At 70.0% G+C, this 24,156-nt stretch carries 20 protein-coding genes and 1 riboswitch; of the genes, 16 read left to right on the top strand and 4 right to left on the bottom strand.

The genetic code is table 11. The features are described 5' to 3' along the window. Positions 1–124: 124 nt before the first annotated feature. The 6 genes from ACIRJR_RS35070 to ACIRJR_RS35045 all read left to right on the top strand — a co-directional run bounded on the left by ACIRJR_RS35070 (position 125) and on the right by ACIRJR_RS35045 (position 8,032). Positions 125–1,840, top strand: coding sequence for a DUF885 domain-containing protein (locus ACIRJR_RS35070; protein WP_403788477.1), 1,716 nt, complete (start codon positions 125–127; stop codon positions 1,838–1,840). Between the two features lie 115 nt (positions 1,841–1,955). Further along, complete coding sequence (locus tag ACIRJR_RS35065; protein WP_403788475.1) at positions 1,956–3,254, top strand: trans-sulfuration enzyme family protein; 1,299 nt, start codon at positions 1,956–1,958, stop codon at positions 3,252–3,254. A 77-nt stretch (positions 3,255–3,331) separates the two neighbouring features. Further along, positions 3,332–4,192: a hypothetical protein gene (locus ACIRJR_RS35060; RefSeq protein WP_403788473.1), complete on the top strand. Its 861-nt coding sequence runs from the start codon at positions 3,332–3,334 to the stop codon at positions 4,190–4,192. A gap of 18 nt (positions 4,193–4,210) precedes the next feature. After that, the gene (locus tag ACIRJR_RS35055) at positions 4,211–5,632 is read left to right on the top strand and encodes a lysine N(6)-hydroxylase/L-ornithine N(5)-oxygenase family protein (protein WP_403788471.1); all 1,422 of its coding nucleotides are present in this window, start codon (positions 4,211–4,213) and stop codon (positions 5,630–5,632) included. Next, positions 5,629–7,425: an amino acid adenylation domain-containing protein gene (locus ACIRJR_RS35050; RefSeq protein WP_403788469.1), complete on the top strand. Its 1,797-nt coding sequence runs from the start codon at positions 5,629–5,631 to the stop codon at positions 7,423–7,425. The genes ACIRJR_RS35055 and ACIRJR_RS35050 overlap by 4 nt, the downstream gene beginning before the upstream one ends. Next, positions 7,418–8,032 (top strand): TOPRIM nucleotidyl transferase/hydrolase domain-containing protein, encoded by a 615-nt coding sequence (locus ACIRJR_RS35045; RefSeq protein ID WP_403788467.1) that lies wholly within the window; start codon positions 7,418–7,420, stop codon positions 8,030–8,032. Before ACIRJR_RS35050 ends, ACIRJR_RS35045 begins: the two co-directional genes overlap by 8 nt. A gap of 291 nt (positions 8,033–8,323) precedes the next feature. On the opposite strand, the gene ACIRJR_RS35040 is transcribed toward ACIRJR_RS35045, so the two are convergent. From ACIRJR_RS35040 to gcvT, 4 genes are all read right to left on the bottom strand, one after another. After that, positions 8,324–9,709, bottom strand: a complete 1,386-nt coding sequence (locus tag ACIRJR_RS35040) for an L-serine ammonia-lyase (RefSeq protein ID WP_403788465.1) — start codon at positions 9,707–9,709, stop codon at positions 8,324–8,326. Between the two features lie 156 nt (positions 9,710–9,865). Beyond that, on the bottom strand, positions 9,866–11,125 hold the full coding sequence (gene glyA, locus ACIRJR_RS35035; RefSeq protein WP_403788463.1) for a serine hydroxymethyltransferase: 1,260 nt from the start codon (positions 11,123–11,125) through the stop codon (positions 9,866–9,868). A gap of 19 nt (positions 11,126–11,144) precedes the next feature. Next, positions 11,145–11,522 (bottom strand): glycine cleavage system protein GcvH, encoded by a 378-nt coding sequence (gene gcvH, locus ACIRJR_RS35030; protein ID WP_403788461.1) that lies wholly within the window; start codon positions 11,520–11,522, stop codon positions 11,145–11,147. 90 nt (positions 11,523–11,612) lie between these two features. Next, complete coding sequence (gene gcvT, locus ACIRJR_RS35025; RefSeq protein ID WP_403788459.1) at positions 11,613–12,740, bottom strand: glycine cleavage system aminomethyltransferase GcvT; 1,128 nt, start codon at positions 12,738–12,740, stop codon at positions 11,613–11,615. A gap of 167 nt (positions 12,741–12,907) precedes the next feature. Then, a riboswitch (glycine riboswitch) is annotated at positions 12,908–13,005 on the bottom strand. Between the two features lie 173 nt (positions 13,006–13,178). Between gcvT and ACIRJR_RS35020 the strand changes: the two genes are divergently transcribed. The 10 genes from ACIRJR_RS35020 (at position 13,179) to ACIRJR_RS34975 (ending at position 24,139) form a co-directional block, all read left to right on the top strand. Further along, a complete protein-coding gene (locus ACIRJR_RS35020) occupies positions 13,179–13,877 on the top strand; it encodes an AAA family ATPase (RefSeq protein ID WP_403788457.1) in 699 nt (232 codons plus the stop codon). Positions 13,878–14,114: 237 nt separating this feature from the next. Continuing rightward, on the top strand, positions 14,115–14,888 hold the full coding sequence (locus ACIRJR_RS35015; protein ID WP_403788455.1) for an enhanced serine sensitivity protein SseB: 774 nt from the start codon (positions 14,115–14,117) through the stop codon (positions 14,886–14,888). Between the two features lie 234 nt (positions 14,889–15,122). Next, a complete protein-coding gene (locus ACIRJR_RS35010; RefSeq protein ID WP_403788453.1) occupies positions 15,123–15,875 on the top strand; it encodes an enhanced serine sensitivity protein SseB C-terminal domain-containing protein in 753 nt (250 codons plus the stop codon). Positions 15,876–16,231: 356 nt separating this feature from the next. Continuing rightward, a complete protein-coding gene (locus ACIRJR_RS35005) occupies positions 16,232–17,224 on the top strand; it encodes an ABC transporter permease (protein ID WP_403788451.1) in 993 nt (330 codons plus the stop codon). 44 nt (positions 17,225–17,268) lie between these two features. Further along, positions 17,269–19,029, top strand: a complete 1,761-nt coding sequence (locus tag ACIRJR_RS35000; RefSeq protein ID WP_403788449.1) for an ABC transporter substrate-binding protein — start codon at positions 17,269–17,271, stop codon at positions 19,027–19,029. Positions 19,030–19,119: 90 nt separating this feature from the next. After that, positions 19,120–20,109: an ABC transporter permease gene (locus ACIRJR_RS34995; RefSeq protein WP_403788447.1), complete on the top strand. Its 990-nt coding sequence runs from the start codon at positions 19,120–19,122 to the stop codon at positions 20,107–20,109. Further along, on the top strand, positions 20,106–21,191 hold the full coding sequence (locus tag ACIRJR_RS34990; protein ID WP_403788445.1) for an ABC transporter ATP-binding protein: 1,086 nt from the start codon (positions 20,106–20,108) through the stop codon (positions 21,189–21,191). The genes ACIRJR_RS34995 and ACIRJR_RS34990 overlap by 4 nt, the downstream gene beginning before the upstream one ends. Further along, entirely contained in the window at positions 21,188–22,531 is a 1,344-nt protein-coding gene (locus tag ACIRJR_RS34985) for an ABC transporter ATP-binding protein (RefSeq protein WP_403788443.1), read from the top strand. Before ACIRJR_RS34990 ends, ACIRJR_RS34985 begins: the two co-directional genes overlap by 4 nt. Before the next feature lie 18 nt (positions 22,532–22,549). After that, a complete protein-coding gene (locus ACIRJR_RS34980) occupies positions 22,550–23,221 on the top strand; it encodes a trimeric intracellular cation channel family protein (protein ID WP_403788441.1) in 672 nt (223 codons plus the stop codon). A gap of 51 nt (positions 23,222–23,272) precedes the next feature. Next, complete coding sequence (locus tag ACIRJR_RS34975) at positions 23,273–24,139, top strand: thioesterase family protein (RefSeq protein WP_403788439.1); 867 nt, start codon at positions 23,273–23,275, stop codon at positions 24,137–24,139. Positions 24,140–24,156: the final 17 nt, after the last annotated feature.

Genomic DNA, 24,156 nt, shown 5'->3' with positions numbered 1-24,156 from the left:
GGCCAGTCTGTTTCCCGGCGGTGCGGCGCACCGCGTTTTCCAAGGCCGTTGCGTGGTCCACGGCGAATCGCCGTGCTCCCGGACAGTGCCGATGACCGAACGATTCAGGGTGGGGTGGAGACACATGGGCGACGACATGTCTGCCGGCTCCCGTGCGGTGCGCGAGGTGGCGGATGCCTACGTCACGCAGCTCGCCCGGGTGGAGCCGGGCATCGCCACGTGGCTGGGGGTTCCGCAGGGCCGGGGCGAGATGCCCGACCTCTCGCCGCAGGGCCGGGCCCGCATGGACGATGTGTTCCGCACGTCCCTGCGTGATCTGGACCGGGCGGAGCGGGCCGCGGCCGGCGCCCTGTCGCCCGAGGAGCGACGGTGCGGGCGCCTGCTGCGCGAGCGCCTGGAGGCCGACCTGGCCATCAGTGTCGACGACGAGTACCTGCGGGAGATCGTCAATGTCTTCGGCCTGCAGCAGCGCGTCCAGGACATCTTCCAGCTGATGCCGACGAAGACCGCGGACGACTGGACCGCGGTCGCGCGCCGGATGAGTCTCGTCCCGCGGATGCTCGACGGCTTCCGCGAGTCCCTGGCCCAGGGTCTGGAGAAGCGCACCTTCGTCGCGGCCCCGCGACAGATCCTGGTCATCGCCGACCAGCTCGACGCCTGGAGCCGCGACTGCGACGGCCGAGGCTGGTACGCGGGTTTCTGCGAGGCCGCCGACGTGCCGCCGGCACTGCGGGCCGAACTCGACACCGCGGCCCGCAACGCCGCGGCGGCACTGTCCGGACTGCGGGACTGGCTGCGCGCCGACCATCTGCCCGCGACCGAGGGCCGCCCCGACGGCGTGGGCGCCGACCGGTACCGCACCTGGGCGCGGTTCTGGACGGGCGCCACGCTCGATCTGCGGGAGACCTATGCCTGGGCGTGGGAGGAGTACCGAAGAATCCGGGCCGAGATGCGGGCCGAGGCCGCGTCCGTGCTGCCGGGGGCCACCGCCGTCGAGGCGATGCGCCATCTCGACCTCAACAGCGAGGCCGTGGAAGGGGTGGAACCGGTGCGGCTGCGCCTGCAGGCCTGGATGGACCAGGCGATCGACGACCTCGACGGCACCTACTTCGATCTGGCCCCTCCCGTGCGCGTGGTGGAAGCCGCCATCGCGCCGACGGGCACCGGCTCGGCCGCCTACTACACCCCGCCGAGCGTCGACTTCACGCGCCCCGGCCGTACCTGGCTGCCCACCCAGGGCCGTACGCGCTTCCCCCTGTGGAACCTTCGCAGTGTCTGGTACCACGAGGGCGTACCGGGCCACCATCTGCAACTCGCCCAGTGGCGGCATCTGGGAACCGAGCTATCGACGTACCAGTCGGCCCTCGCCAGCATCGACGCCTGTACCGAGGGCTGGGCCATGTACGCGGAACGACTGATGGACGAGCTCGGCCACCTGCGCACCCCAGGCGAGCGCCTGGGCTTCCTCGACTGGCAGATGCTGCGCGCCGTGCGGGTCCTGGTCGACATCGGGGTGCACCTGTCCCTGGACATCCCGAAGGACGCGCCGGTCTCCGCGGGACAGAGCTGGACCCCCGGCCTCGCGCGGGAGTTCCTCGCCGCCCACAGCGGACAGTCCGCCGAATACCTCGACAGCGAGGTCAACCGCTACCTCGGCCTGCCCGGCCAGGCGATCTCCTACAAGCTCGGGGAGAAGGCCTGGATGGACGGCCGGACCGCGGCCGCGGCGGCCCACGCGGAGCGCGGAGGAAAGCTGGACCTGAAGTCCTGGCACTCGGCCGCGCTGTCGCTCGGTCCGCTCGGTCTCGACGACCTCCAGGACGAGCTGGCCCGGCTCTAGGCCGCGCCCGCGAAAACCCTCCTGCCCCGCAGACCACCAGTTCACCGCAGCACTGTGACGGAAAGGAAACAACCGTGAGCAACGGGCCGACGCGGGTGGAAGACGAGGCGCTGTTGTGACGGGCGCCCGATTCACGACCCTGGCCGTCAGCGGCGCCTACGACCATGCGGAGTCGGCCCACCACCTCGGTGCGCTGAGCGAGCCCGCGCACCTGGCCACTGCGCAGAGTTTCCCGTCGATGGAGGCGATGCTCGCCGCCACCGCAGAGGACGGCGATGGCTGGGTGTACACGCGGCGGGGCAACCCGACTGTCCGCATCCTGGAGCACACCGTGGCGGCCCTGGAGGGATACCGGGTCGACGCCTCGGTGAGCGCCGCGCTTACCGCGACCGGGATGGGCGCGATCACCCTGGCCACGATGCCGCTGTTGTCCGCGGCCGCCGGTGACAGGCCCAACATCGTGGCGTCGCCGCAGTGTTACGGCTCCACCACCATGGTCTTCGACAAGCGGTACGGGCAGGAACGCGGAGTCGATGTGCGCTGGGTCGACGACCCGCTGACGATGGGGGACTGGGCCCGGCACATCGACGAGCGGACCCGGTTCCTCTACGCGGAGGTGCCGTCGAACCCGACGGTCCAGCTCGTGGACATCCCCGCGCTGTCGGAGCTGGCCCGGGCGGCGGGGGTCCCGCTCATCGTCGACGCGACCCTCGCCACGCCCGCCCTGCTCCGTCCGCTGGCGCTCGGCGCGGACATCGTGGTGCACTCGCTCACCAAGGCGGCAGGCGCCAGCGGCCGGAGCATGGGCGGAGCGGTGATCGCCCGGCACGGTCTGGAGCTGCGTGGCCAGCCCGCGGAGCTCTCGGCGGACTACGCGGGACACCTGCGCCGCGGTCCGCTGCGGGACATGGGCGCGGTCATCAGCCCGTTCAACGCGTGGACGATCCTCGCCGACATCCGGGAGCTGCGCGGCCGGGTGGACGTCATGTCCCGCACCGCGCTCGAGGTCGCACGCCATCTCGAGGGCCACGCCGGCGTCGTCGAGGTCTTCCACCCCGGACTCGAGAGCCACCGGTCGAACCACATCGCCAAGCGCGACATGTGGCTGGTCGACAGCGAACTGGACGGGGGAGAGGCGGAGAACCGGTTCGGTTTCCTTCTCTGTTTCCGCCCGGCCGGCGGCGTCCGGGCCGCCCACGAGGTGATGGACCGGCTCGCGCTCGTCTGGCGGGCGAACAACCTCGGCCAGGTCAGGAGCACGGCCACGATCCCCGGCGCCACCACACACAAGCAGGCCGCGGACGCCGACCCGGCCCGGGTTCCGGTGCCGCCGGACATGGTCAGGCTGAGCATCGGCATGGAGCACTTGGACGACATCGTCGCCGATCTCGACCAAGCGCTCCGAGCGCCGTGAGATCCCGTGACACCCCTGACGGACCCCATGGCTCCGGCCGTTTGCCGGGCCGAGCTGGCAGTAAGGAGACAGTGGAATTGGACGCTGCGTTGACCTCTGTGTACAAGACCCGGCTGGCGCTGATATCGCCGCCGCGCACCGGGTCGACCGCCGTGGCGCGGCTGCTGTGGCAGCACCCGGCGGTGACCCACCATTGCCACGAACCCTTCGAGGCCTGCTACTGGGGCGACCAGGGTCCGGAATCCGTCGAGAGCATCCTGGCCAACCCCATGGAAGTCGCGTCCGGCCGCCGGGTCGCGCTGGCTGACGTGCCGCACGGCGGCGGCCTGTTGATGAAGGAGATGAGTTTCCAGCTCAGCGAGGCCCAGTTCGGGCAGCTCGTCGGGCTCGCCACGGCCGCGCCGGTCTTCGTGATCTGCGACCCCCGTCTGTCTACCACCTCCCGGCTGCGGATCGTGCGCCAGCTCAACGGCGCGGAGACCTTCCCGGTCTTCGAGAGCGGCTGGCAGTCGCTGCGCGAGCAGATGGAGCAGTGCCGGTCACGGGGCGTCCCGTACGTGCTCGTCGACTCCGACGACCTGCGGGCCGACCCTGCCGGACTCACGGCCGCTCTGATGGCGGCGCTCGGGTTGCCCCCGGTCGTCGGTCTCGAGAGCTGGGCCCCTCGCCCCGGCTTGCAACTGGTCTCGCCCGAGGTGGGCGCCCTGATGAGCGACGTCCGCAAGGGGGACGACCCCTTCTACCGCAAGGTCCTGGGCAGCAGCGGAATTCAGCCCCGGGCCGAGGTCCGCTGGGAGCGAGAGGAAGAGATCATCGCCGCCGCCGGCCTCGCGGGCGACGTGGCGAAGTGGCGCTACTGGTACGAGGAGATGCGGGCGGACCCGGCACTGATCGTCGGCCGGTCCGCGGAACGGGAGAACAATGCTGACGCGGGATGACGCAATCCGAGGTGCCGCATGACTGATCGATCCGACGTCCAGGCGACCGCGCCGACCTCCGAACCCGTGGATGTGCTCGGTGTCGGGTTCGGACCCGCGAACCTGTCGCTCGCCATCGCGCTCCAGGAGGAGCAGCCGGGTACGCGCGCCTTCTTCCTGGAAGCCGCGGCCCACCCGGTGTGGCAGGGAGGGTTGCTGCTGGACGGTTCCAACATGCAGAACCATCCCAATCGGGACCTCGTCACCCTGCGCAACCCGCGCAGTCGTTACAGCTTCATCAACTACCTCTTCGAACAGGGCAGGCTCATCGAGCACTTGAACCTGCCCCTGGAGTTCCCGCTGCGCAAGGAGTACGCGCAGTACATCGACTGGGTCACCCGGCAGTTCCGGCCACAGGTCGCGTTCGGCGCGCGGGCGACGGACGTCGCCGTGTCCGGGACCGGCGGCACCGCGGAGTACGTGGTGACGTGCGCGGACGGGTCGCAGCACCGGGCCCGGTCGCTGGTGGTGGGCACCGGCCGAACCCCGTTCGTCCCCGAGCCATTCACGGGTCTGGCCAGCCCCCGGGTGTGCCACCTCACCCGCTACCTGCACACCGTGCGCGAGCTGACCGGCGAGCCCCCGCGGTCGATCGCCGTCATCGGCGGCAGCCAGAGCGCCGTCGAGATCGTCCTCGATCTCGCCCACCGCTTCCCGCACGCGAAAATCGTCAACTACGTGCGGAAATTCGGGCTGCGGCTCAAGGACACCAGCCCGTTCAGCGAGGAGGGCTTCTTCCCCTCGTTCACGGACTACTACTACCGGGCGGACCGGGCGAGCAAGCGCGAGCTCGACGCGTACATGCGGCCCACCAACTATTCGTCGGCCGACGCCGACGTCCTGCACCATCTGTACGCGCTCATGTACGAGCAGCGCCTGGACGGCGACCAGCGGGTGTTCGTCCGCGGCAACAGCGCGATCAGGACCGCCGAACCGGTCGGGACCGGAGTGCGCCTCGAGGTGGAGGAGGTGCACACCAGGGAGGTGTCGACGGACCAGGCGGACCTGGTGATCCTCGCGACCGGATTCCGCGACCTCGGACCGGGAGAGCACCAGGAGCCGTATCCGGCGCTGCTGGCCGGCGTGATCGACCGCTTCCAGGTCGACGACGACGGCCATCTGGTCGTCGAGCCGGACTACCGGCTGCGGTCCCACACCGACAGCACACCGCCGCTGTTCCTCAACGGACTGTGCGAATCGAGTCACGGCATCGGTGACGCGGGGTCGTTCAGTCTGCTGTCGCTGCGTGCCGAGACCATCCTGAACGGTCTCAGGAAGGCGGGTGGGACGGCTCCTGCACCGGACGTGGAAGCGTATGCGTGGGAAACCGAGGCCTTCGACCTCGCCGGCTCCCCGGAGCGGCAGCTCGAAGCGGCGTTCGACAAGGGGAGCATCCGATGACCATCGACAACTGGCGGAGCGCGAGCATCACGGATCTGTTCGACGAACAGGTGCGCCTTCGCCCTGAGGCGATCGCTCTGCGCTTCGACGGCGTCAACATGAGCTACGCGGAACTCGACCGGCGGGCCGATCTGCTGGCCCGGCAGCTGCGCGGGCTCGGCGTCGGCACGGAGAGCGTGGTCGGCCTGTTCGTGGAGCGCTCGTTCGAGATGGTCGTCGCGCTCGTCGGCATCCTGAAGGCGGGCGGCGCCTATCTGCCCGTGCACCAGAACGAGCCCCCCGAGCGGTTCCGGTACATGCTCGAACAGGCGCAGGCACGCGTCCTGCTCACCCACGACCGGCTGAGCGACCGCGTGCCCGAGATCGACGGCACCGTGGTCAACCTCGACCACCCGTGGCAGACGGACCCCGCCCCGGGACCGATCACCCCCGGCACCGGCCCCGACAACCTGGCCTACATCTGCTACACCTCCGGATCGACCGGCATGCCGAAGGGCGTGGCCGTACGGCACAGTGGGGTGGTGCGGCTGGTGCAGGACGGCGACTACGCCTCGCTGACCGCGGACGAGACATTCCTGCAGTTCTGCTCGCTGCGCTTCGACCCCTCCGCCTTCGAGATCTGGGGCTCCCTGCTCAACGGCGCCAAGCTGGTCGTCTATCCGCCGGGCACGGTGGCGATGCACGAGCTGGCCGCGTTCCTGGAACAGGAGCGGATCACCACGCTGTGGCTGACCACGGGCCTGTTCCACCGGCTGGTCGACGACCACCTCGACAGCATGGCAGGACTGCGCCAGATGCTCGGCGGCGGAGAACCGCTGTCCCCTCTGCACATGAACTCTCTCCGCGAGGCCTACCCGGAGCTGTTGATCGTCAACGGCTACGGCCCCACCGAGGACACCTGCTTCACGTCCTGTCACGTCATCGACGACCGCATCGGTGACAGCGTCCCGATCGGACGCGCCGTCACCGACACCCGCCTGTACGTCCTGGACGAGAACCTGGAGCGGGTCCCCGAGGGCGAGTGGGGTCTGCTGTACACCGGCGGCAGCGGTGTGGCCCGCGGTTATGTGGGCCGCCCGGCGCTCACCGCCGAGAAGTTCGTGCCCGACCCGTTCGTCCCCGGCGAGCGGATGTACAGCATCGGCGACATGGTCCGTCTCGACGCCCGCAGTGCGCTGGAGTTCCGCGGACGCATCGACGATCAGGTCAAGGTCGACGGCTACCGCATCGAACCCGGTGAGGTCGCGGCGGCCCTGTCCGGGCTGCCGGATCTGAAGGAGGCCGTCGTACTGGCCCGGGAGGACGTCGTGCCCGGACGGAAGATCCTGGTGGCGTACGTCGTGCCGAGCGGCTCCGCCGAGGGGCTGGTGCCGAGGTTGCGGCTGGCCCTGCACCACAGACTGCCCCGGTACATGCACCCGTCCGTCATCGTGGTCATGGAGGAGTTCCCGCTCACGCTGGGCTCGAAGACGGACCGGCGGGCGCTGCCGGCCCCCGCCCATCTGCCGCGGACCGTGACCACGTCGTTCGCGGCCCCGCGTACTCCCACCGAGGAGTTGCTGGCGGACCTGGTGGCCGACGCGCTCGTCCTCCAGGAGGTCGGTATCGACGACGAGTTCTTCGAGATGGGCGGCAACTCGCTGTCGGGCATGGATCTCCTCGCCCGGATCAGGACCCTCCTGCACGTGGACCTGCCGGCGGCGGAGTTCTTCGACGACGCTACGGTGGCCGGACTTGCGGAGCTGGTCGAGCGGCATACCGTCAGAGCACGAATGGATGTGTCTGTTGGCTGATATGAGGTCCTTCCGGGACGCGATCACCTCGTGGGCGTGGGGCGGTCCCGCCGCCCCGGCGTACGAGCTCGCCACGCTGCTGCCCGTCCGCGGGATCGTTCTGGTGGAAGGGCCGAGCGATGTCGCCGCGGTCGACGCGCTGGCGCACGGCTACGGCCGGGACCTGGCGGAGGAGGAGATCTGCGTCCTGGCGATGGGCGGCGCCATGAACGTGGCCCGCTTCGTCGACCGCGCCGGACCCAAGGGCCTGAACGTGCAGCTGACGGGTCTGTGCGACGAGGGGGAACGCGGCTACTTCGCCCGCGCCTGGGCGCGGGCCGGGCTGGAACCGGACTTCTTCGTGTGCGATGTGGACCTGGAGGACGAGCTCATCCGCGCTCTCGGGGTGGAACAGGTGACGGAGCTCGTCCGGCAGCAGGGCGACCTGCGCCCGCTGCTCACCTTCCAGTCCCAGCCCGCCCAGCGGGAGCGCAGCACGCACCAGCAGCTGCGCCGGTTCATCGGGACCAAGAAGGGCCGGAAGATCCATTACGGCACGGTGCTGGTCGAGGCGCTCCCGCACGAGCTCGTGCCCCCGCCGCTGCGGGACCTGATCGACTTCGTCTGAGGCAGGGGGCGGTACCCGCTGCGGTCCTTGCGCCCCACAGGCGGCCGGGGGGGGGCATGCGGACCTCGGTCAGAATCGGCGGCTCCTCAGGAGCGACCTCACCGCGCTGAACCTGGCCTGTTCGCCCAGCCGCAAGGGCGCCTGGCCGGCCCGGGAGGCAGCCCTGCACCCCCCCAGGAACGAGGCAAAGGAGAGATGGCCCAGGGAGGCTCCAGGGACTTTCCGCCGCGTAGGCAGGGAAGGCCCTGACAGCGCTGGAAGATACAAACGCACTGGTCAGGGCCCGTCCGCCTAGCACTCGATGATGTTCACCGCGAGCCCGCCCCGCGCCGTCTCCTTGTACTTGACGGACATGTCCGCCCCGGTGTCCTTCATGGTCTTGATGACCTTGTCCAGGGAGACCTTGTGGCTGCCGTCGCCCCGCAGCGCCATCTTCGCCGCCGTGACCGCCTTCACCGCCGCCATGCCGTTGCGCTCGATGCACGGGATCTGGACGAGGCCGCCCACCGGGTCGCAGGTCAGGCCCAGGTTGTGCTCCATGCCGATCTCGGCGGCGTTCTCCACCTGCTCGGGGGAGCCGCCCAGGACCTCGGCCAGGGCGCCGGCGGCCATGGAGCAGGCGGAGCCCACCTCGCCCTGGCAGCCGACCTCGGCGCCGGAGATGGAGGCGTTCTCCTTGAAGAGCATGCCGATGGCGCCGGCGGCGAGCAGGAAGCGGACGACGCCGTCCTCCTTCTCGGCATCGGTGCAGCCGTCCGCGGCGAAGTTCAGCCAGTAGTGGAGGACGGCGGGGATGATGCCCGCCGCGCCGTTGGTCGGAGCGGTGACGACGCGGCCCCCGGCCGCGTTCTCCTCGTTGACGGCCATCGCGTAGAGGGTGATCCACTCCATCGCGTGCGCCAGGGGGGCGCCCTCGGCGCGCAGCTGCCTCGCCGAGTTCGCGGCGCGGCGGCGCACCTTCAGGCCACCCGGCAGGATGCCCTCGCGGGACATGCCGCGCGCGATGCAGGCCTCCATGACGCGCCAGATCTCCAGGAGGCCGGTGCGGATCTCGTCCTCCGCGCGCCAGGCCTTCTCGTTCTCCAGCATGAGGGAGGAGATGGACAGGCCTGTCTCGCGGGCGAGGCGCAGCAGCTCGTCACCGGTGCGGAAGGGGTGCCTGAGGACGGTGTCGTCCGGGATGATCGGGTCCTCGCCGGCGACGGCGTCCTCGTCGACGACGAAGCCGCCGCCCACGGAGTAGTAGGTCTTCTCCAGCAGCGGGGCGCCGTCGCGGTCGTACGCGAGGACCGTCATCCCGTTGGCGTGGTAGGGCAGGGCCTTGCGCCGGTGCAGGACCAGCTGCTCGTCGGCGTCGAAGGGGATCTCGTGCACGCCGAGCAGACTGATGCGTCCCGTGGAGCGGATCTCCTCGACGCGGGCGTCCGCGCCCTCGACGTCGACCGTGCGGGGCGACTCGCCCTCCAGGCCGAGCAGCACGGCCTTGGGCGTGCCGTGGCCGTGGCCCGTCGCTCCGAGAGAGCCGTAGAGCTCGGCCCGTATCGAGGCGGTGTGGGCCAGCAGGCCCTCGTTCTTGAGGCGGCGGGCGAACATGCGGGCCGCGCGCATCGGGCCGACCGTGTGGGAACTGGACGGGCCGATACCGACCGAGAAGAGGTCGAAGACCGAGAGGGCCACGGGAGTACTCCTAAGGCGTTGGTGGACGTCGTTGTCCGCCGGGTGGTGCGGGGACGGGCCGGTGGGCCCGGGTACGCGGGGCAAAGGGGTGGGGGCACCGCGCACACCCTGTTCAGTGTGCGCGGTGCCCCCACCCGGCGTGCAAATCGTGGGTGACTACTTGACGCCGGGGTACAGCGGGAACTTCTCGGCCAGCGCGGCCACGCGGGCCTTGAGGGCCTCGGCGTCGTACGCGGGCTTCAGCGCTGCCGCGATGATCTCGGCGACCTCGGTGAAGTCCTCGGCCTGGAAGCCACGGGTGGCCAGGGCGGGCGTACCGATGCGCAGGCCCGAGGTGACCATCGGGGGCCGCGGGTCGTTCGGGATGGCGTTCCGGTTGACCGTGATGCCCAGCTCGTGGAGCCGGTCCTCGGCCTGCTGGCCGTCCAGCTCCGAGTTGCGCAGGTCGACGAGGACCAGGTGGACGTCCGTACCGCCGGAGAGGACGGAGACACCCACCTCGGTGACGTCCGGCTGCACCAGGCGCTCGGCGAGGACGCGGGCGCCGTCCAGGGTGCGCTGCTGGCGCTCCTTGAACTCCTCGGTCGCCGCGACCTTGAAGGAGACGGCCTTGGCCGCGATCACGTGCTCCAGCGGACCGCCCTGCTGACCGGGGAAGACCGCGGAGTTGATCTTCTTGGCGAGCTCCTGCGTCGACAGGATGACGCCGCCGCGCGGGCCGCCGAGGGTCTTGTGCGTGGTGGTCGTGACGACGTGGGCGTGCGGCACCGGGTTGGGGTGCAGACCCGCGGCGACCAGGCCGGCGAAGTGCGCCATGTCGACCATCAGGTACGCGCCGACCTCGTCCGCGATGCGGCGGAAGGCGGCGAAGTCCAGCTGGCGGGGGTAGGCGGACCAGCCGGCCACGATGAGCTTCGGCTTCGACTCCTTGGCCAGGCGCTCGACCTCGGCCATGTCCACGACACCGGTGTCGTCGACGTGGTACGGGACCACGTTGTAGAGCTTGCCGGAGAAGTTGATCTTCATGCCGTGGGTCAGGTGACCGCCGTGGGCCAGGTTCAGACCCATGATCGTGTCGCCCGGCTTCAGCAGCGCGAACATCGCGGCGGCGTTGGCCTGCGCACCCGAGTGCGGCTGGACGTTCGCGGCCTCGGCGCCGAAGAGTGCCTTGATGCGGTCGATCGCGATCTGCTCGACCACGTCGACGTGCTCACAGCCACCGTAGTAGCGGCGGCCGGGGTAGCCCTCGGCGTACTTGTTGGTGAGGACGGAGCCCTGCGCCTCCATGACCGCGACCGGAGCGAAGTTCTCCGAGGCGATCATCTCGAGGGTGGACTGCTGACGGTGGAGCTCGGCGTCGACGGCGGCGGCGACGTCCGGGTCCAGCTCGTGGAGGGAGGAGTTGAGAAGCGACATCAGTTAAGTCCCTAAGGTCTCAGTTGCCGGAGAACGCGGTGTACCCGTCGGCGGAGAGAAGGTCGTCCGGCTCCTCCGCGACGCGCACCTTGAACAGCCAGCCGCCCTCGAAGGGAGCGGAGTTCACCAGCGACGGGTCGTCCACGACGTCCTGGTTGGCCGCGGTCACCTCGCCGGTCACCGGCGAGTACAGGTCGCTGACCGACTTGGTCGACTCCAGCTCACCGCAGGTCTCGCCCGCGGTCACCGTGTCACCGACCTCCGGGAGCTGGGCGTAGACGACGTCACCGAGCGCGTTGGCCGCGAACTCGGTGATACCGACCGTGGCCACGCCGTCCTCGAGGGCCGACAGCCACTCGTGCTCCTTGCTGTACCGCAGCTGCTGGGGGTTGCTCATGACCTGAATTCTCCTGTACGCGGGGGAGTGCTGATGAACGGTGGTCTTACGGTGTGAGACACGACTGCGTCACGTGCGCGGCGCGCCGTGTCACTTCCGGCGCTTGTAGAAGGGCAGCGCCACGACCTCGTACGGCTCGTGCGTGCCCCGGATGTCGACCCCGACACCCTCGGTGCCGGGCGCGGCGTGCGCCGCGTCCACGTAGGCCATGGCGATCGGCTTGCCCAGGGTGGGCGACGGCGCGCCGGAGGTGACCTCACCCACGACCTCCCCGCCGACGACGACCGGGAAGCCCGCCCGCGGGACCCGGCGGCCCTCGGCCACCAGGCCGACGAGCTTGCGGGGCGGCGCGGTCTCCGCCCGCTCCGCCGCGGCGGTCAGCGCCTCGCGGCCCACGAAGTCGCCCTCCTTCTCGAACTTCACGACCCTGCCCAGCCCCGCGTCGAAGGGGGTCAGCGAGGTGGTCAGCTCATGGCCGTACAGCGGCATGCCCGCCTCCAGGCGGAGCGTGTCGCGGCAGGAGAGCCCGCAGGGGATCAGCCCGTACGGCGCGCCCGCCTCGGTCAGGGCCCTCCACAGCTGCTCGGCGTGGGCGGGGGCGACGAAGAGCTCGAAGCCGTCCTCGCCGGTGTAGCCGGTACGGGCGATGAGCGCGGGGACACCCGCGACGGTTCCGGGGAGACCCGCGTAGTACTTCAGTCCGTCCAGGTCGGCGTCGGTGACCGACTTCAGTACGGCCGGGGAGTCGGGGCCCTGGACGGCGAGCAGCGCGTACGCCTCGCGGTCGTCCCGCACCTCGGCGTCGAAGCCGCCGGCGCGCTCGGAGAGGGTGTCGAGGACGAGCTGGGCGTTGCCCGCGTTGGCGACGACCATGTACTCGCTGTCGTCCAGGCGGTAGACGATCAGGTCGTCCAGGATCCCGCCGTCCTCCGCGACGATCATCGTGTAGCGGGCCCGCCCCACGCCCACGGTGGCGATGTTGCCGACCAGTGCGTAGCTCAGGAAGACCGCGGCCTGCGGTCCGGTGACGGTGATCTCGCCCATGTGCGACAGGTCGAAGAGTCCGGCCCGGGTGCGTACGGCGTTGTGCTCGTCGCGCTCGCTGGCGTAACGCAGCGGCATGTCCCAGCCGGCGAAGTCGGTCATGGTCGCGCCCAGGGACCGATGCAGGGCATCGAGGGCGGTGCGGCGGGGGGCGGCGCTCGGGGCAGTGCTCATGGACATGGCTCCAGGGCATGACGACAGGGGGTGGTTCCCTCCCCATCTGTCATCGGAACCTGAGAGGTTCGCCGAGAGTCCCTGAACGGGTCCCGACGGATTCGGTCCCGCCGGGGTCGGCTTGCACCTTGGGTGGAGCCGCGCAGCGGCCCGCTTTTCAGATCTGCCTCATCCACGCGGTACGGGGCCTGAGAGATTCAAGGGAGGAACTTGCTCCTTCGGCGCCCGGTGCACACGGTGACCGGGACTCTCCCGCGCGGATTCAAACGGCCGGTATGCAGTTGGCGGGGTCATCATCGCACGCATTGGGGGAGAGTGGGGCGTCCTCGTCCGTTCGGGCGCCGGGAGCGACACGTACGGGCGGAAGCGGTTGTGCCGCATTACCTTTTCTTTACACTTCTTGGGCAGGTCAGTGGGTGAATCGGCAGGGGGAAGACGATGACGTTGCAGCGCTACGCGAGCACCGCGGGGGCGGCACGCGGTGCGATGCCCCGGCAGCCGGGCGCGCCCGCCCGCGAGCTGACGGCGGGGTGCGCGCCGGTGGTGCGTGACCTGCGGGGCGAGGGCGGGCGCGGGACGCGTGGGCTGGACTTCGCCGCCGGTGACGTGGTGGTGGTGTCCGGGCTGCCCGGCAGCGGGAAGTCGACGCTGATCCGCCGGGCCGTCCAGGAGCACGCCATCGACTCCCAGGACACCAGGGACCGCTGGGCGGCCGTCCTGCCCGGCTTACTCCCCTACGCGCTCTACCGCCCCCTGGTGCGCGTCGCGCACTACGCCGGGCTGTGGCGGGCCCTCAGGTCCGGCGGCTCCGTCGTCGTGCACGACTGCGGCACGCAGGCGTGGGTGCGGCGATGGCTGGCGCGCGAGGCCCGGCGCCGGGGCAGCACCCTCCATCTCGTCCTGCTCGACGTCACCCCCCGGGTCGCCCGGCAGGGGCAGCGGGAGCGAGGGCGCGGAGTCTCCGGGTACGCCTTCGCCCGGCACCGGCGTGCGGTGGGCCGGCTGCTCCGCGACACCGAGAGCGGCCTGCTGCCGCCGGGGTGCGCCTCGGCGGTCCTGCTCGACCGCGAGACGGCCGCCGCGATCGACCGGATCTCCTTCCCGGAGTTCCCCGAGGCGCGCCTGCCGCAGGAGTAGGGCTCCCGGGGCGGGCTGCCGAGGGGGAGCGTGCCGCACGGTTCCCGGATGTGCGGAAGGCGGGAATCCGGGCGTCACCGTTCGCATACGCACAGTTCGCGCCGGGCCGGCCGGCTGTCCGGAATCTGGACGGCACGGTGGGCATGTGCCCCGCTCCCGCCTGCGGCAGTGCCTTCGCGGCGCGGGCCGGTCTAAGGTTTCTGCCGCACAGCATGGCGAGAAAGGGACACAGACACCGTGGACATTCCGGCTCAGGCACAGGCCCCGTATCCGTCCGGGGGATGGCCGGCCAACGAGCTCGAAGAGGTGCTCAGCGCCTCGCTCGGCGTGCCCGGCTCGGGCGGGCGGCTCGTGGAGGTGCTCGGCCGCAGCCAGGTCTGGGTGCCGCTGCCGAACGGCGGCGGGCCCGACAGCGTCGGCCTCGACCTGCCGACCCTCGACATCGAGGGCGGTGCCTACGTCCCCGTCTTCAGCTCCGAGGCGCAGTTCCTCCAGTGCGTCGGCTCCCATCTCTCCTTCACCGTCGCGCCCGCGCGCGAGTTCGCCCGCGGGCTCCCGCCGCAGCTCGGCATCGCGGTCAACCCGGGCGGCGCGGTCGGGATACCCCTGCCGCCGCCGGCCGTCGCCGAACTCTGCCGGGCAGGGCGTACACCGCTCGACGGTCCGGCGAGCGGTGGCCGGGTGCGGCTCCACGAGCCGGACTGGAAGGAGGATCCGGTCGACTTCCTCTCCGCGGTGTCCGCCGAATTCCGGGCGACCGGCCTGGTGAGCACCGCGCGCAGGGCGCTGGCCAGCGTCGAGGGCGACAGCCCCGCTCTCTTCGTCGGTGTCGAACTGGCCGTCATGGACGCCGCGGCCCAGGGGGTTCTGCTGGACGCGCTGGGCCGTGCGCTGGGCCGGGTCCAGGTGCCCTGGCCGGTCAATCTCCTCCTGCTCGACGTGGCGCAGGACCCGGTCGGCGACTGGATGCTCGGGAAGGTGCGCCCGTTCTACCGGCGCGAGGGGCTCTGAGAGCGGAACCCCCACCGCCACGTGGCGTCAAGCCGGTGTCAACGGCGGCGCATAAGCTGGTTGGATGACGAGACCGCCCCGTGTGCCCGGGAGCGGTGGCACAGCACCGTGAGGCATGCGGGAACAGCGGATCGAAGAGGGGCGGGACCCAGGGTGAGTGCGTCAGGCATGGGGGCGGCCGACGGGGTATCCCCTGCTGGATCGGGACCGGGAGCACGCGGAGAGGTCGAGCACGTGCTGCGCCAGGTGACCCCCGGGCGGCTCGACGCCTACGAGGCGCTGCTGCGGTCCCTGGCGGACGGCCAGGTCTGGATGCTGCTCTGGCACGGCACGGCGGGCTCCCCCGACGCCCAGTACGGCAACATGGAGGTCGGCGGCCTGGGTTACGCCCCGTGCGTGACCTCAGCCCAGGAACTCGCGGCGAGCGGCTGGAACAGGGCCCACGAGGTCACCACCGGCCGCGACATCGCCCGCGCGCTCTTCCCCGACCGCTGGGGGATCTGGCTCAACCCGCACGCCCCCGACGGCGGTGTGGGCATCCCCTGGCTGGACCTGCGCCGTATCGCCACGGGCCTCGACCGGATGCCCGCGGGGCCGCTTCGGCTCTCCGAACCCGCCGTCGAGATCCCGCAGTTCTACGCGCTGCTGTCGCAGAACGCCCACCGGACCCCCGCCGTCCGCGCCCTGCGGCGCGCCTGGGTGCAGCCCGCGCTCGGGGTCCCGTACCTGGCGATCGGCCTGGACCTGTACGACACCGGCCGGCCGTCCGTCGACGCCGTCCGCGCGATGATGCAGCAGTCGATCGGCGTGGTCCCCGACGGCCTGCCGGTCTCCACGGTCTCGATGTCCGACGAGTACGACCCGGTCGCGATGTGGCTGCACGCCAACGCCCGGCCGTTCTACGACCGTGAGGCGCACGCCCCGGCGCCCGCCGCACCCGGCTACGGCTACCCCCCGGCCACCGGCCAGGCACCGCGCGCCTACTGAGGCGACGTCAGCCGGTGCCGGGAGCGCCGGGGTAATTGGGTACCTGTTCCACGCTGTTGGGCGTCATGTCCGCTATAGCGGATTAGCGACCGAGAGGTCCGCTCAGCAAGCACGGTTGTCCGGATAACGGAAGCCCCTTGGCAGCATCACGTTTGAGCAAACATTCCCCGTCAGGTCTGGCGGGTGATCGCAAAGTGGTTGAAGACTCACTACAGCAGGTGCTCCATGCCCGGCGTATCCCTCCTTCAAACAGGGTTCGCCGGTCGCGCACCGCCACATGAACCACATGTTGAAACGAGCCGCTACAGCGGCGGTCACAGGCCGGTCACCGTCGGCCGAGAGGGGTCCCCAGCGCAATGACGGCACCGATCGAGACCACCGGGGCGGACGCGCGGCCCGAAACGGTGCTGGAAGGCGCCGGACGCAAGGAGATCGAGGGCCGCTCGCTCGGCCGCATCGCCTGGACGCGCTTCAAGCGGGACAAGGCCGCGATGGCCGGTGGCATCGTTGTCGTGCTGCTGATCCTCACCGCGGTGCTGTCCAAGCCGCTGCAGTCCCTCCTCGGGCTCGACCCCAACGCGTTCAACCAGAGCCTGGTGGACCCGGTCCTGCTGGCGCCCAAGGGCGACTTCGGCGGGATCAGCTGGGACCACCCGCTCGGTGTCGAGCCGCAGACCGGACGCGACATCCTCGCGCGCATCCTCGAAGGCTCCTGGGTCTCCCTCGTGGTGGCCGTCGGTTCCACGCTCCTGTCCGTCGTCATCGGTGTCGTCATGGGTGTCGTGGCCGGCTTCTACGGCGGCTGGGTGGACAGCTTCATCAGCCGCCTGATGGACACCTTCCTCGCCTTCCCGCTGCTGCTCTTCGCGATCTCCATCTCCGCCTCCCTCCAGGGTGAAGCGTTCGGGATGGAAGGACTCACCCTGCGGATCGCGGTCCTGATCTTCGTGATCGGCTTCTTCAGCTGGCCCTACATCGGCCGTATCGTCCGGGCGCAGACCCTGTCCCTGCGCGAGCGGGAGTTCGTCGAGGCCGCCAAGTCGCTCGGCGCACGCGGCCCGTTCATCCTCTTCCGCGAGCTGCTGCCGAATCTCATCGCGCCGATCCTGGTCTACGCGACACTGCTGATCCCCACGAACATCCTCTTCGAGGCATCCCTGTCCTTCCTCGGCGTGGGTATCGCGCCGCCGCAGGCGTCCTGGGGCGGCATGCTCACGCAGGCGGTCGACCTCTACGAGGTGGACCCGATGTTCATGGTCATCCCCGGCATGGCGATCTTCCTCACCGTGCTGGCCTTCAATCTGCTGGGGGACGGGCTGCGTGACGCACTCGACCCTCGTGGCAAGTAATCGCGGCAGTGCCGCACCGGACTAGCGAGGGGGCTTTCCTCAGCATGCAGAACAGAAAGACAGCAGCGGCCATAGCCGTGGCCGTGGCGGTATCGCTCGGCGCATCGGCGTGCAGCAGCAGCGACTCGGGCGGTGACAGCAACGGCGGTGGGGGCAACGCCAAGGCGGACGCCGCGCTGTCGAGCATCGTCAACGCCTCCGACAAGAAGGGGGGGACGGTCACGTACGAGCACTCCAGTGGCCCGGACTCCCTGGACCCGGGCAACACGTACTACGGCTGGGTGCAGAACTTCTCCCGCCTGTACGCCCGTTCCCTGGTGACCTTCAAGCCGGCCGCCGGCAAGGAGAGCCTGGAGGTCGTCCCCGACCTCGCCACGGGCCTCGGCAAGGCCAGTGACGACGCCAAGACCTGGACCTACACGATCCGCAAGGGCGTGAAGTTCGAGGACGGCACCGAGATCACCTCGAAGGACGTCAAGTACGCCGTCGAGCGCTCCAACTTCGCGCCGGAGGCACTGTCCAACGGCCCGACGTACTTCAAGGCGTACCTCGAGGGCGGCGACAAGTACAAGGGTCCGTACAAGGACAAGTCGGCCGAGGGCCTCAAGTCCATCGAGACGCCGGACGACTACACGGTCGTCTTCAAGCTGAACAAGCCGTTCGCGGACATGGACTACCTGGCCGCGTTCTCGCAGACCGCGCCGATCCAGCAGAAGGCCGACACGGGCGCCAGCTACGTCCAGAAGATGGTCTCCTCGGGTCCGTACAAGTTCTCGGCGTACGACGAGAGCAAGGGCGCGACGCTCGTCCGGAACCCGGAGTGGGACCCGAAGACGGACCCGATCCGCAAGGCGCTCCCGGACAAGATCGAGCTGAAGCTCAACGTCAACCCGACCACGGTCGACGACCACCTCCTCAACGACGTGAGCACCGCTGACGTCGCGGGCACGGGTCTGCAGTCCAAGACCCAGCCCAAGGTCCTGGTCAAGGCCGCGGAGAAGGCGAAGACGGACAACCCGTACGCCGGTGCCCTGCAGTACATGGCGCTGAACGTCAACGTGAAGCCGTTCGACAACATCGAGTGCCGCAAGGCCGTTCAGTACGCGGTCGACAAGCAGAGCCTGATCGACTCGATCGGTGGCTCGGTCAAGGGCGACCCGGCCACCACGGTCATCCCGCCGACCGTCGCCGGATACAAGAAGTTCGACCTGTACCCGACCGAGGGCAGCAAGGGCGACGCCGCGAAGGCCAAGGAGCACCTCACCAAGTGCGGTAAGCCCAACGGCTTCAAGACCACGCTGACGGCCCGCTCGGACCGTCCCGACGAGATCACCGCCGCCACGCAGCTCCAGGGCAGCCTGAAGGCGATCGGCATCACCGCCGAGATCAAGCAGTTCCCGGCGGACAAGTACTTCACCGACTTCGCCGGTGTCCCCGAGTGGGTCCACAAGAACAACGCGGGCATGATGATGATGCAGTGGGGCGCCGACTGGCCGACCGGCTTCGGCTTCCTCGACCAGATCGTCAACGGCTCGGCCATCAAGCCCTCGGGCGGCACGAACCTGATGGAGCTCGACGACAAGGGTGTCAACGAGGCCCTCATCAAGGGCATCGGCACGGTCGACACCACCGAGCGCAACGCCGCCTGGGGCGAGGTCGACCAGAAGGTCATGGAGAACGCCTCCCTCGTTCCGCTGGTCTACCGCAAGAACCTGCTCTACCGCCCGGACTCCGCGGCGAACGTCACGGTCACGGACGCGTACCTCGGCATGTACGACTACGTGTTGATGACCTCGACCAAGTAACACCTGTTCCTCGACAGCATCCCCTGAAAGGCAGGTGAAGGCGCCGGGCCGGCGGGCGTACCCCGTCCGCCCGCCCGGCGCCGCACGGCTGTGGCTGCGTACATCATTCGACGCGTATTCGCCGCGGTGTTGCTGCTGCTGGTGGTCAGCGCAGTCACGTTCGCGATCTTCTTCCTCGTTCCCCGGCTCGGCGGCCAGACCGTCGACTCGATGGCCGCCCAGTACGTCGGGAAGAGTCCCGACCCCGACGTCATCGCCGCGGTCAAGAAGAACCTGGGGCTCGACCAGCCCCTCTATCTGCAGTACTGGCACTTCGTCAAGGCCATCGTCGTCGGCGCCGAATACCAGTTCGGTCCCGAGCCGGTCACCTGTCACGCGCCGTGCTTCGGCTACTCCTTCAAGACCCACACCGAGATCTGGCCGCAGATCATCGACCGCATCCCGGTCACGCTGTCGCTGGCCGTCGGCGCGGCCGTCCTCTGGGTGATCTCCGGTGTCGCGACCGGCGTGGTCTCCGCCCTGAAGCGGGGATCGGTCTTCGACCGCCTCTCGATGGGCGTGGCCCTCGCGGGTGTCTCGCTGCCGATGTTCTTCACCGGCCTCGCCGTGCTGGCGCTGTTCGGCAACGGTGACTACGTGCCCTTCACCCAGAACCCTGCCGAGTGGGCCGGGGCCCTGGTGCTCCCCTGGTGCACGCTCGCCCTCCTGTACTCGGCGCTCTACGCCCGGCTCACCCGCGCGGGGATGCTGGAGACGATGAGCGAGGACTACATCAGAACCGCCCGGGCGAAGGGGCTCAAGGAGCGCAAGGTCGTCGTCAAGCACGGACTCCGCGCTGCGCTCACCCCCCTCATCACCATCTTCGGCATGGACTTCGCGCTGCTGCTCGGCGGCGCCGTCATCACCGAACGTGTCTTCTCCTTCCAGGGCATGGGTGCCATGGCCATCGAAGGTGTGACCAAGGCCGACCTGCCCAAGGTGATGGGCGTGACGCTCGTCGCCGCCTTCTTCATCGTCATCTGCAACCTGCTGGTGGACCTCGTGTACGCCGCGATCGACCCCCGGGTGAGGCTCTCATGAGCGACGCAATCAAGAAGGACTCCCCGGTGGCGGACGTTCCGGCCCCGCGGTCGGGCGACGACGGGCACTTCCTGTCCGTACGCGACCTCAGCGTCCACTTCGACACCGACGACGGTCTGGTCAAGTCCGTCGACGGCGTCAGCTTCGACCTGAAGGCCGGCCAGACGCTCGGCATCGTCGGCGAGTCCGGCTCCGGCAAGTCCGTGACCTCTCTGGGGATCATGGGTCTGCACACCTCGGAGCGGGCCCGGATCGGCGGGGAGATCTGGCTCGACGGCGAGGAGCTCATCGGCGCCGGTCCCGAGCGCGTACGGCAGCTGCGGGGCCAGAAGATGGCCATGATCTTCCAGGACCCGCTGTCGGCCATGCACCCCTACTACAGCATCGGCGCACAGATCGTCGAAGCCCACCGGGTGCACAACAAGGTCGACAGGAAGACCGCGAAGAAGCGCGCGGTCGAGATGCTCGACCGCGTCGGGATCCCCGAGCCGCACCGCCGCTACGAGGACTACCCGCACCAGTTCTCCGGCGGCATGCGCCAGCGCGCCATGATCGCGATGGCGCTGGTCAACAACCCGCAGCTGCTGATCGCGGACGAGCCGACGACCGCCCTCGACGTCACCGTCCAGGCGCAGATCCTCGACCTCATCCGCGATCTCCAGAAGGAGTTCGGCTCCGCGGTGGTCATGATCACCCACGACCTCGGCGTCGTCGCCGAGATCGCGGACCACCTGCTCGTGATGTACGCGGGACGCTGCATCGAGCGCGGCAGCGCCGAGAAGGTCTTCTACGAGCCCCAGCACCCCTACACCTGGGGGCTGCTCGGCTCGATGCCGCGCATCGACCGGGAGCAGACCGAGCGGCTGATCCCCGTCAAGGGCTCGCCGCCCAGCCTCATCAACGTCCCGTCGGGCTGCGCCTTCCACCCGCGTTGCCCGTACGCCGACGTCCCGAAGGACAACATCACCCGCACCGAGCGTCCTGAGCTGCAACTGGTCAGCGACGGGCACTACTCCGCGTGCCACATGTCGCGTGAGCAGCGCGACCGGATCTGGACCGAAGAGATTGCGCCGAAGCTGTGACTGATCTGAACGAGAAGACTCCCGCGTCTCCCGCGGCGGGGTCGGAAGGGTCCGGGTCCGAGCCGCTCCTCAAGGTCGAAGGCCTGGTCAAGCACTTCCCGATCACCAAGGGTGTGCTGAGGCGCAAGGTAGGGGCGGTCAGGGCCGTGGACGGGCTCACCTTCGACGTGCGCCCCGGGGAGACCCTGGGCGTCGTCGGCGAGTCCGGCTGCGGCAAGTCGACCATGGGGCGGCTGGTGACCCGTCTGCTGGAACCGACCGGCGGCACGGTCGAGTTCCAGGGGCGCGACATCACGCACATGTCCGCGGGACGGCTCCGGCCGATGCGCCGCGACATCCAGATGATCTTCCAGGACCCGTACGGCTCGCTCAACCCGCGCCACACGGTCGGCGGGATCGTCGGCACCCCCTTCCGGCTCCAGGGCGTGAAGCCCGAGGACGGCGTGAAGGCGGAGGTGCAGCGGCTGCTGGAGCTGGTGGGGCTCAACCCCGAGCACTACAACCGCTATCCGCACGAGTTCTCCGGCGGCCAGCGTCAGCGCATCGGGATCGCCCGGGCCCTCGCGCTGAAGCCGAAGCTGGTCGTCGCGGACGAGCCGGTCTCGGCGCTGGACGTGTCGATCCAGGCGCAGGTGGTGAACCTGCTGGACGACCTCCAGGAGGAGCTCGGCCTCACGTACATGATCATCGCGCACGACCTGTCGGTCATCCGCCACGTCTCTGACCGGATCGCGGTCATGTACCTGGGCAAGATCGTCGAACTGGCCGACCGCAACTCGCTGTACGAGGCGCCGATGCACCCGTACACGAAGGCGCTCATGTCCGCGGTGCCGGTTCCGGACCCGCGCCGGCGCGGTGCGAAGAGCGACCGCATCCTGCTCAAGGGTGACGTGCCGTCGCCGATCTCGCCGCCCAGCGGCTGCCGCTTCCACACCCGGTGCTGGAAGGCGACGCAGGTCTGCAAGACCACCGAGCCGCCGCTGCTCCAGCTGAAGACCGGGCACCAGGTGGCGTGCCATCACCCGGAGAACGGGGAGGACCAGGCGCCGGGCGACGCGCCGCTCGTCGCGGACGTCATCACGGTGAAGTCGACCGGTGCCGCGGAGCAGGCGGGGAAGTCCGCCGGGCCCGTGGAGCCGGAGGCCGCTGGGGAGCCCGCCGCGTCGGGTGAGGCCGCCGGGCCGGTGGAGCCCGTCGCGCCGGGCGAGGCCGATGACGCACCCGCGACGGAGTCGGCGGCGGCCGAGGCGCCGGAGCAGCCCGCCGGGTCCGCCGCCGACGAGGACGACAGGGCCGCCGCCGCACCGTCCGCGACCGCGGAGGACGAGCCGAAGAGGTAGTACCGGCACAATTGCCCGGTGCTCACCGAACTCTTCACCCCCTCCGTCCAGCACGCGCTCGACATCGTGGGAATCTTCGTCTTCGCGATCTCGGGCGCCCTGCTCGCCGTACGCAAGAACTTCGATGTCTTCGGCATCGCGGTCCTCGCGGAGGTGACGGCGCTGGGCGGAGGGATCTTCCGTGACGTGATGATCGGCGCGATCCCTCCGGCGGCCTTCACCGACCTCGGCTACTTCCTCCCCCCGCTGGTCGCCGCCGGCCTGGTCTTCTTCCTGCATCCGCACGTGGAGCGCATCCAGGTCGGCGTCAACGTCTTCGACGCGGCGGGCCTGGGGCTCTTCTGTGTGTCCGGCACGATCAAGGCGTACGAGTACGGCCTCGGCCTCACCTCCTCGGCCGCCCTCGGGCTGGCCACCGCGGTCGGCGGCGGTGTGCTGCGCGACGTCCTGGCCAACGAGGTGCCCTCGCTGCTGCGCTGGGACCGCGACCTGTACGCCGTGCCCGCGATCGTCGGAGCCACGATGGTCGTCCTCTGCATCCGGTTCGACGTCCTCAACGCCTACACCAGCGGCACCGCCGTGATCACCGGGTTCGTCCTGCGGCTGCTGGCCATGCGCTTCCACTGGCGGGCCCCGCGCGCCTACAACAGGCGGTCCGCCACCGAGGAGGAGAGCCCCGTCGTCATCTGACGGCAGCAAAAAGCTACCGCTCAGTAATGCGATCGGTGTACCGTGCATGCCATGGCACAGGCAGCAGCGCAGGAGTCGCGCGCAGTACAGGCGACCATCGGTGACAGCGAGTTCGACCGCGACACCGCCGTCACGCTCCGGGAGGAGGGCGTCTACGACGCGGAACTCTCCGCGGGCTGGACGATCATCCGCGCCGTCAACGGCGGCTATCTGCTGGCCATGCTGGGCCGCGCGCTCGGTGAGGCGCTCCCGCACTCCGACCCCTTCTCCGTCTCGGCCCACTACCTCACGGCCTCCGTGCCCGGCCCCGCCGTGATCCGCACCCAGGTCGTCCGCACCGGCCGCACCCTCTCCACCGGCGAGGCCTCGCTCTTCCAGTTCGCGGAGGACGGCTCGGAGATCGAGCGCATCCGGGTGCTGGCCACCTACGGTGAGCTGGACGGTCTGACCGGCGAGATCCGTACGACCGCCCGGCCGCCGGCCATCCCGCCCCTGGACCAGTGCCTCGGGACGAGCGACGGCACGGCGCCGATCCCCGGCAGCTCCGCCATCACCGAGCGGCTCGACATCAAGCTCGACCCTGCGACGGTCGGCTGGGCCGTCGGTGCCCCCTCGGGCAAGGGCGAGATGCGGGGCTGGTTCGGGCTCGCGGACGGCCGCGACGCGGACCCGCTCTCCCTGCTGCTGACCGTCGACGCCCTGCCGCCGACCTCCTTCGAGCTGGGGCTGAAGGGCTGGACGCCCACCATCGAGCTCACCACGCACATCCGCTGCCGTCCCGCCCCCGGGCCACTGCGCGTCTCCATCACCACCCGCAATCTCGCGGGCGGCTTCCTGGAGGAGGACGCGGACGTCTGGGACAGCGCCGACCGCCTCGTCGCCCAGTCCCGCCAGCTGGCCCGCGCCCCCCGGGGCTGACCCCCGCGCCATGATGG

This window comes from Streptomyces sp. NPDC102402 (genome assembly GCF_044765765.1).
Classification (GTDB): domain Bacteria; phylum Actinomycetota; class Actinomycetes; order Streptomycetales; family Streptomycetaceae; genus Streptomyces.
This window is presented reverse-complemented; position numbering and strand designations above follow the sequence as displayed.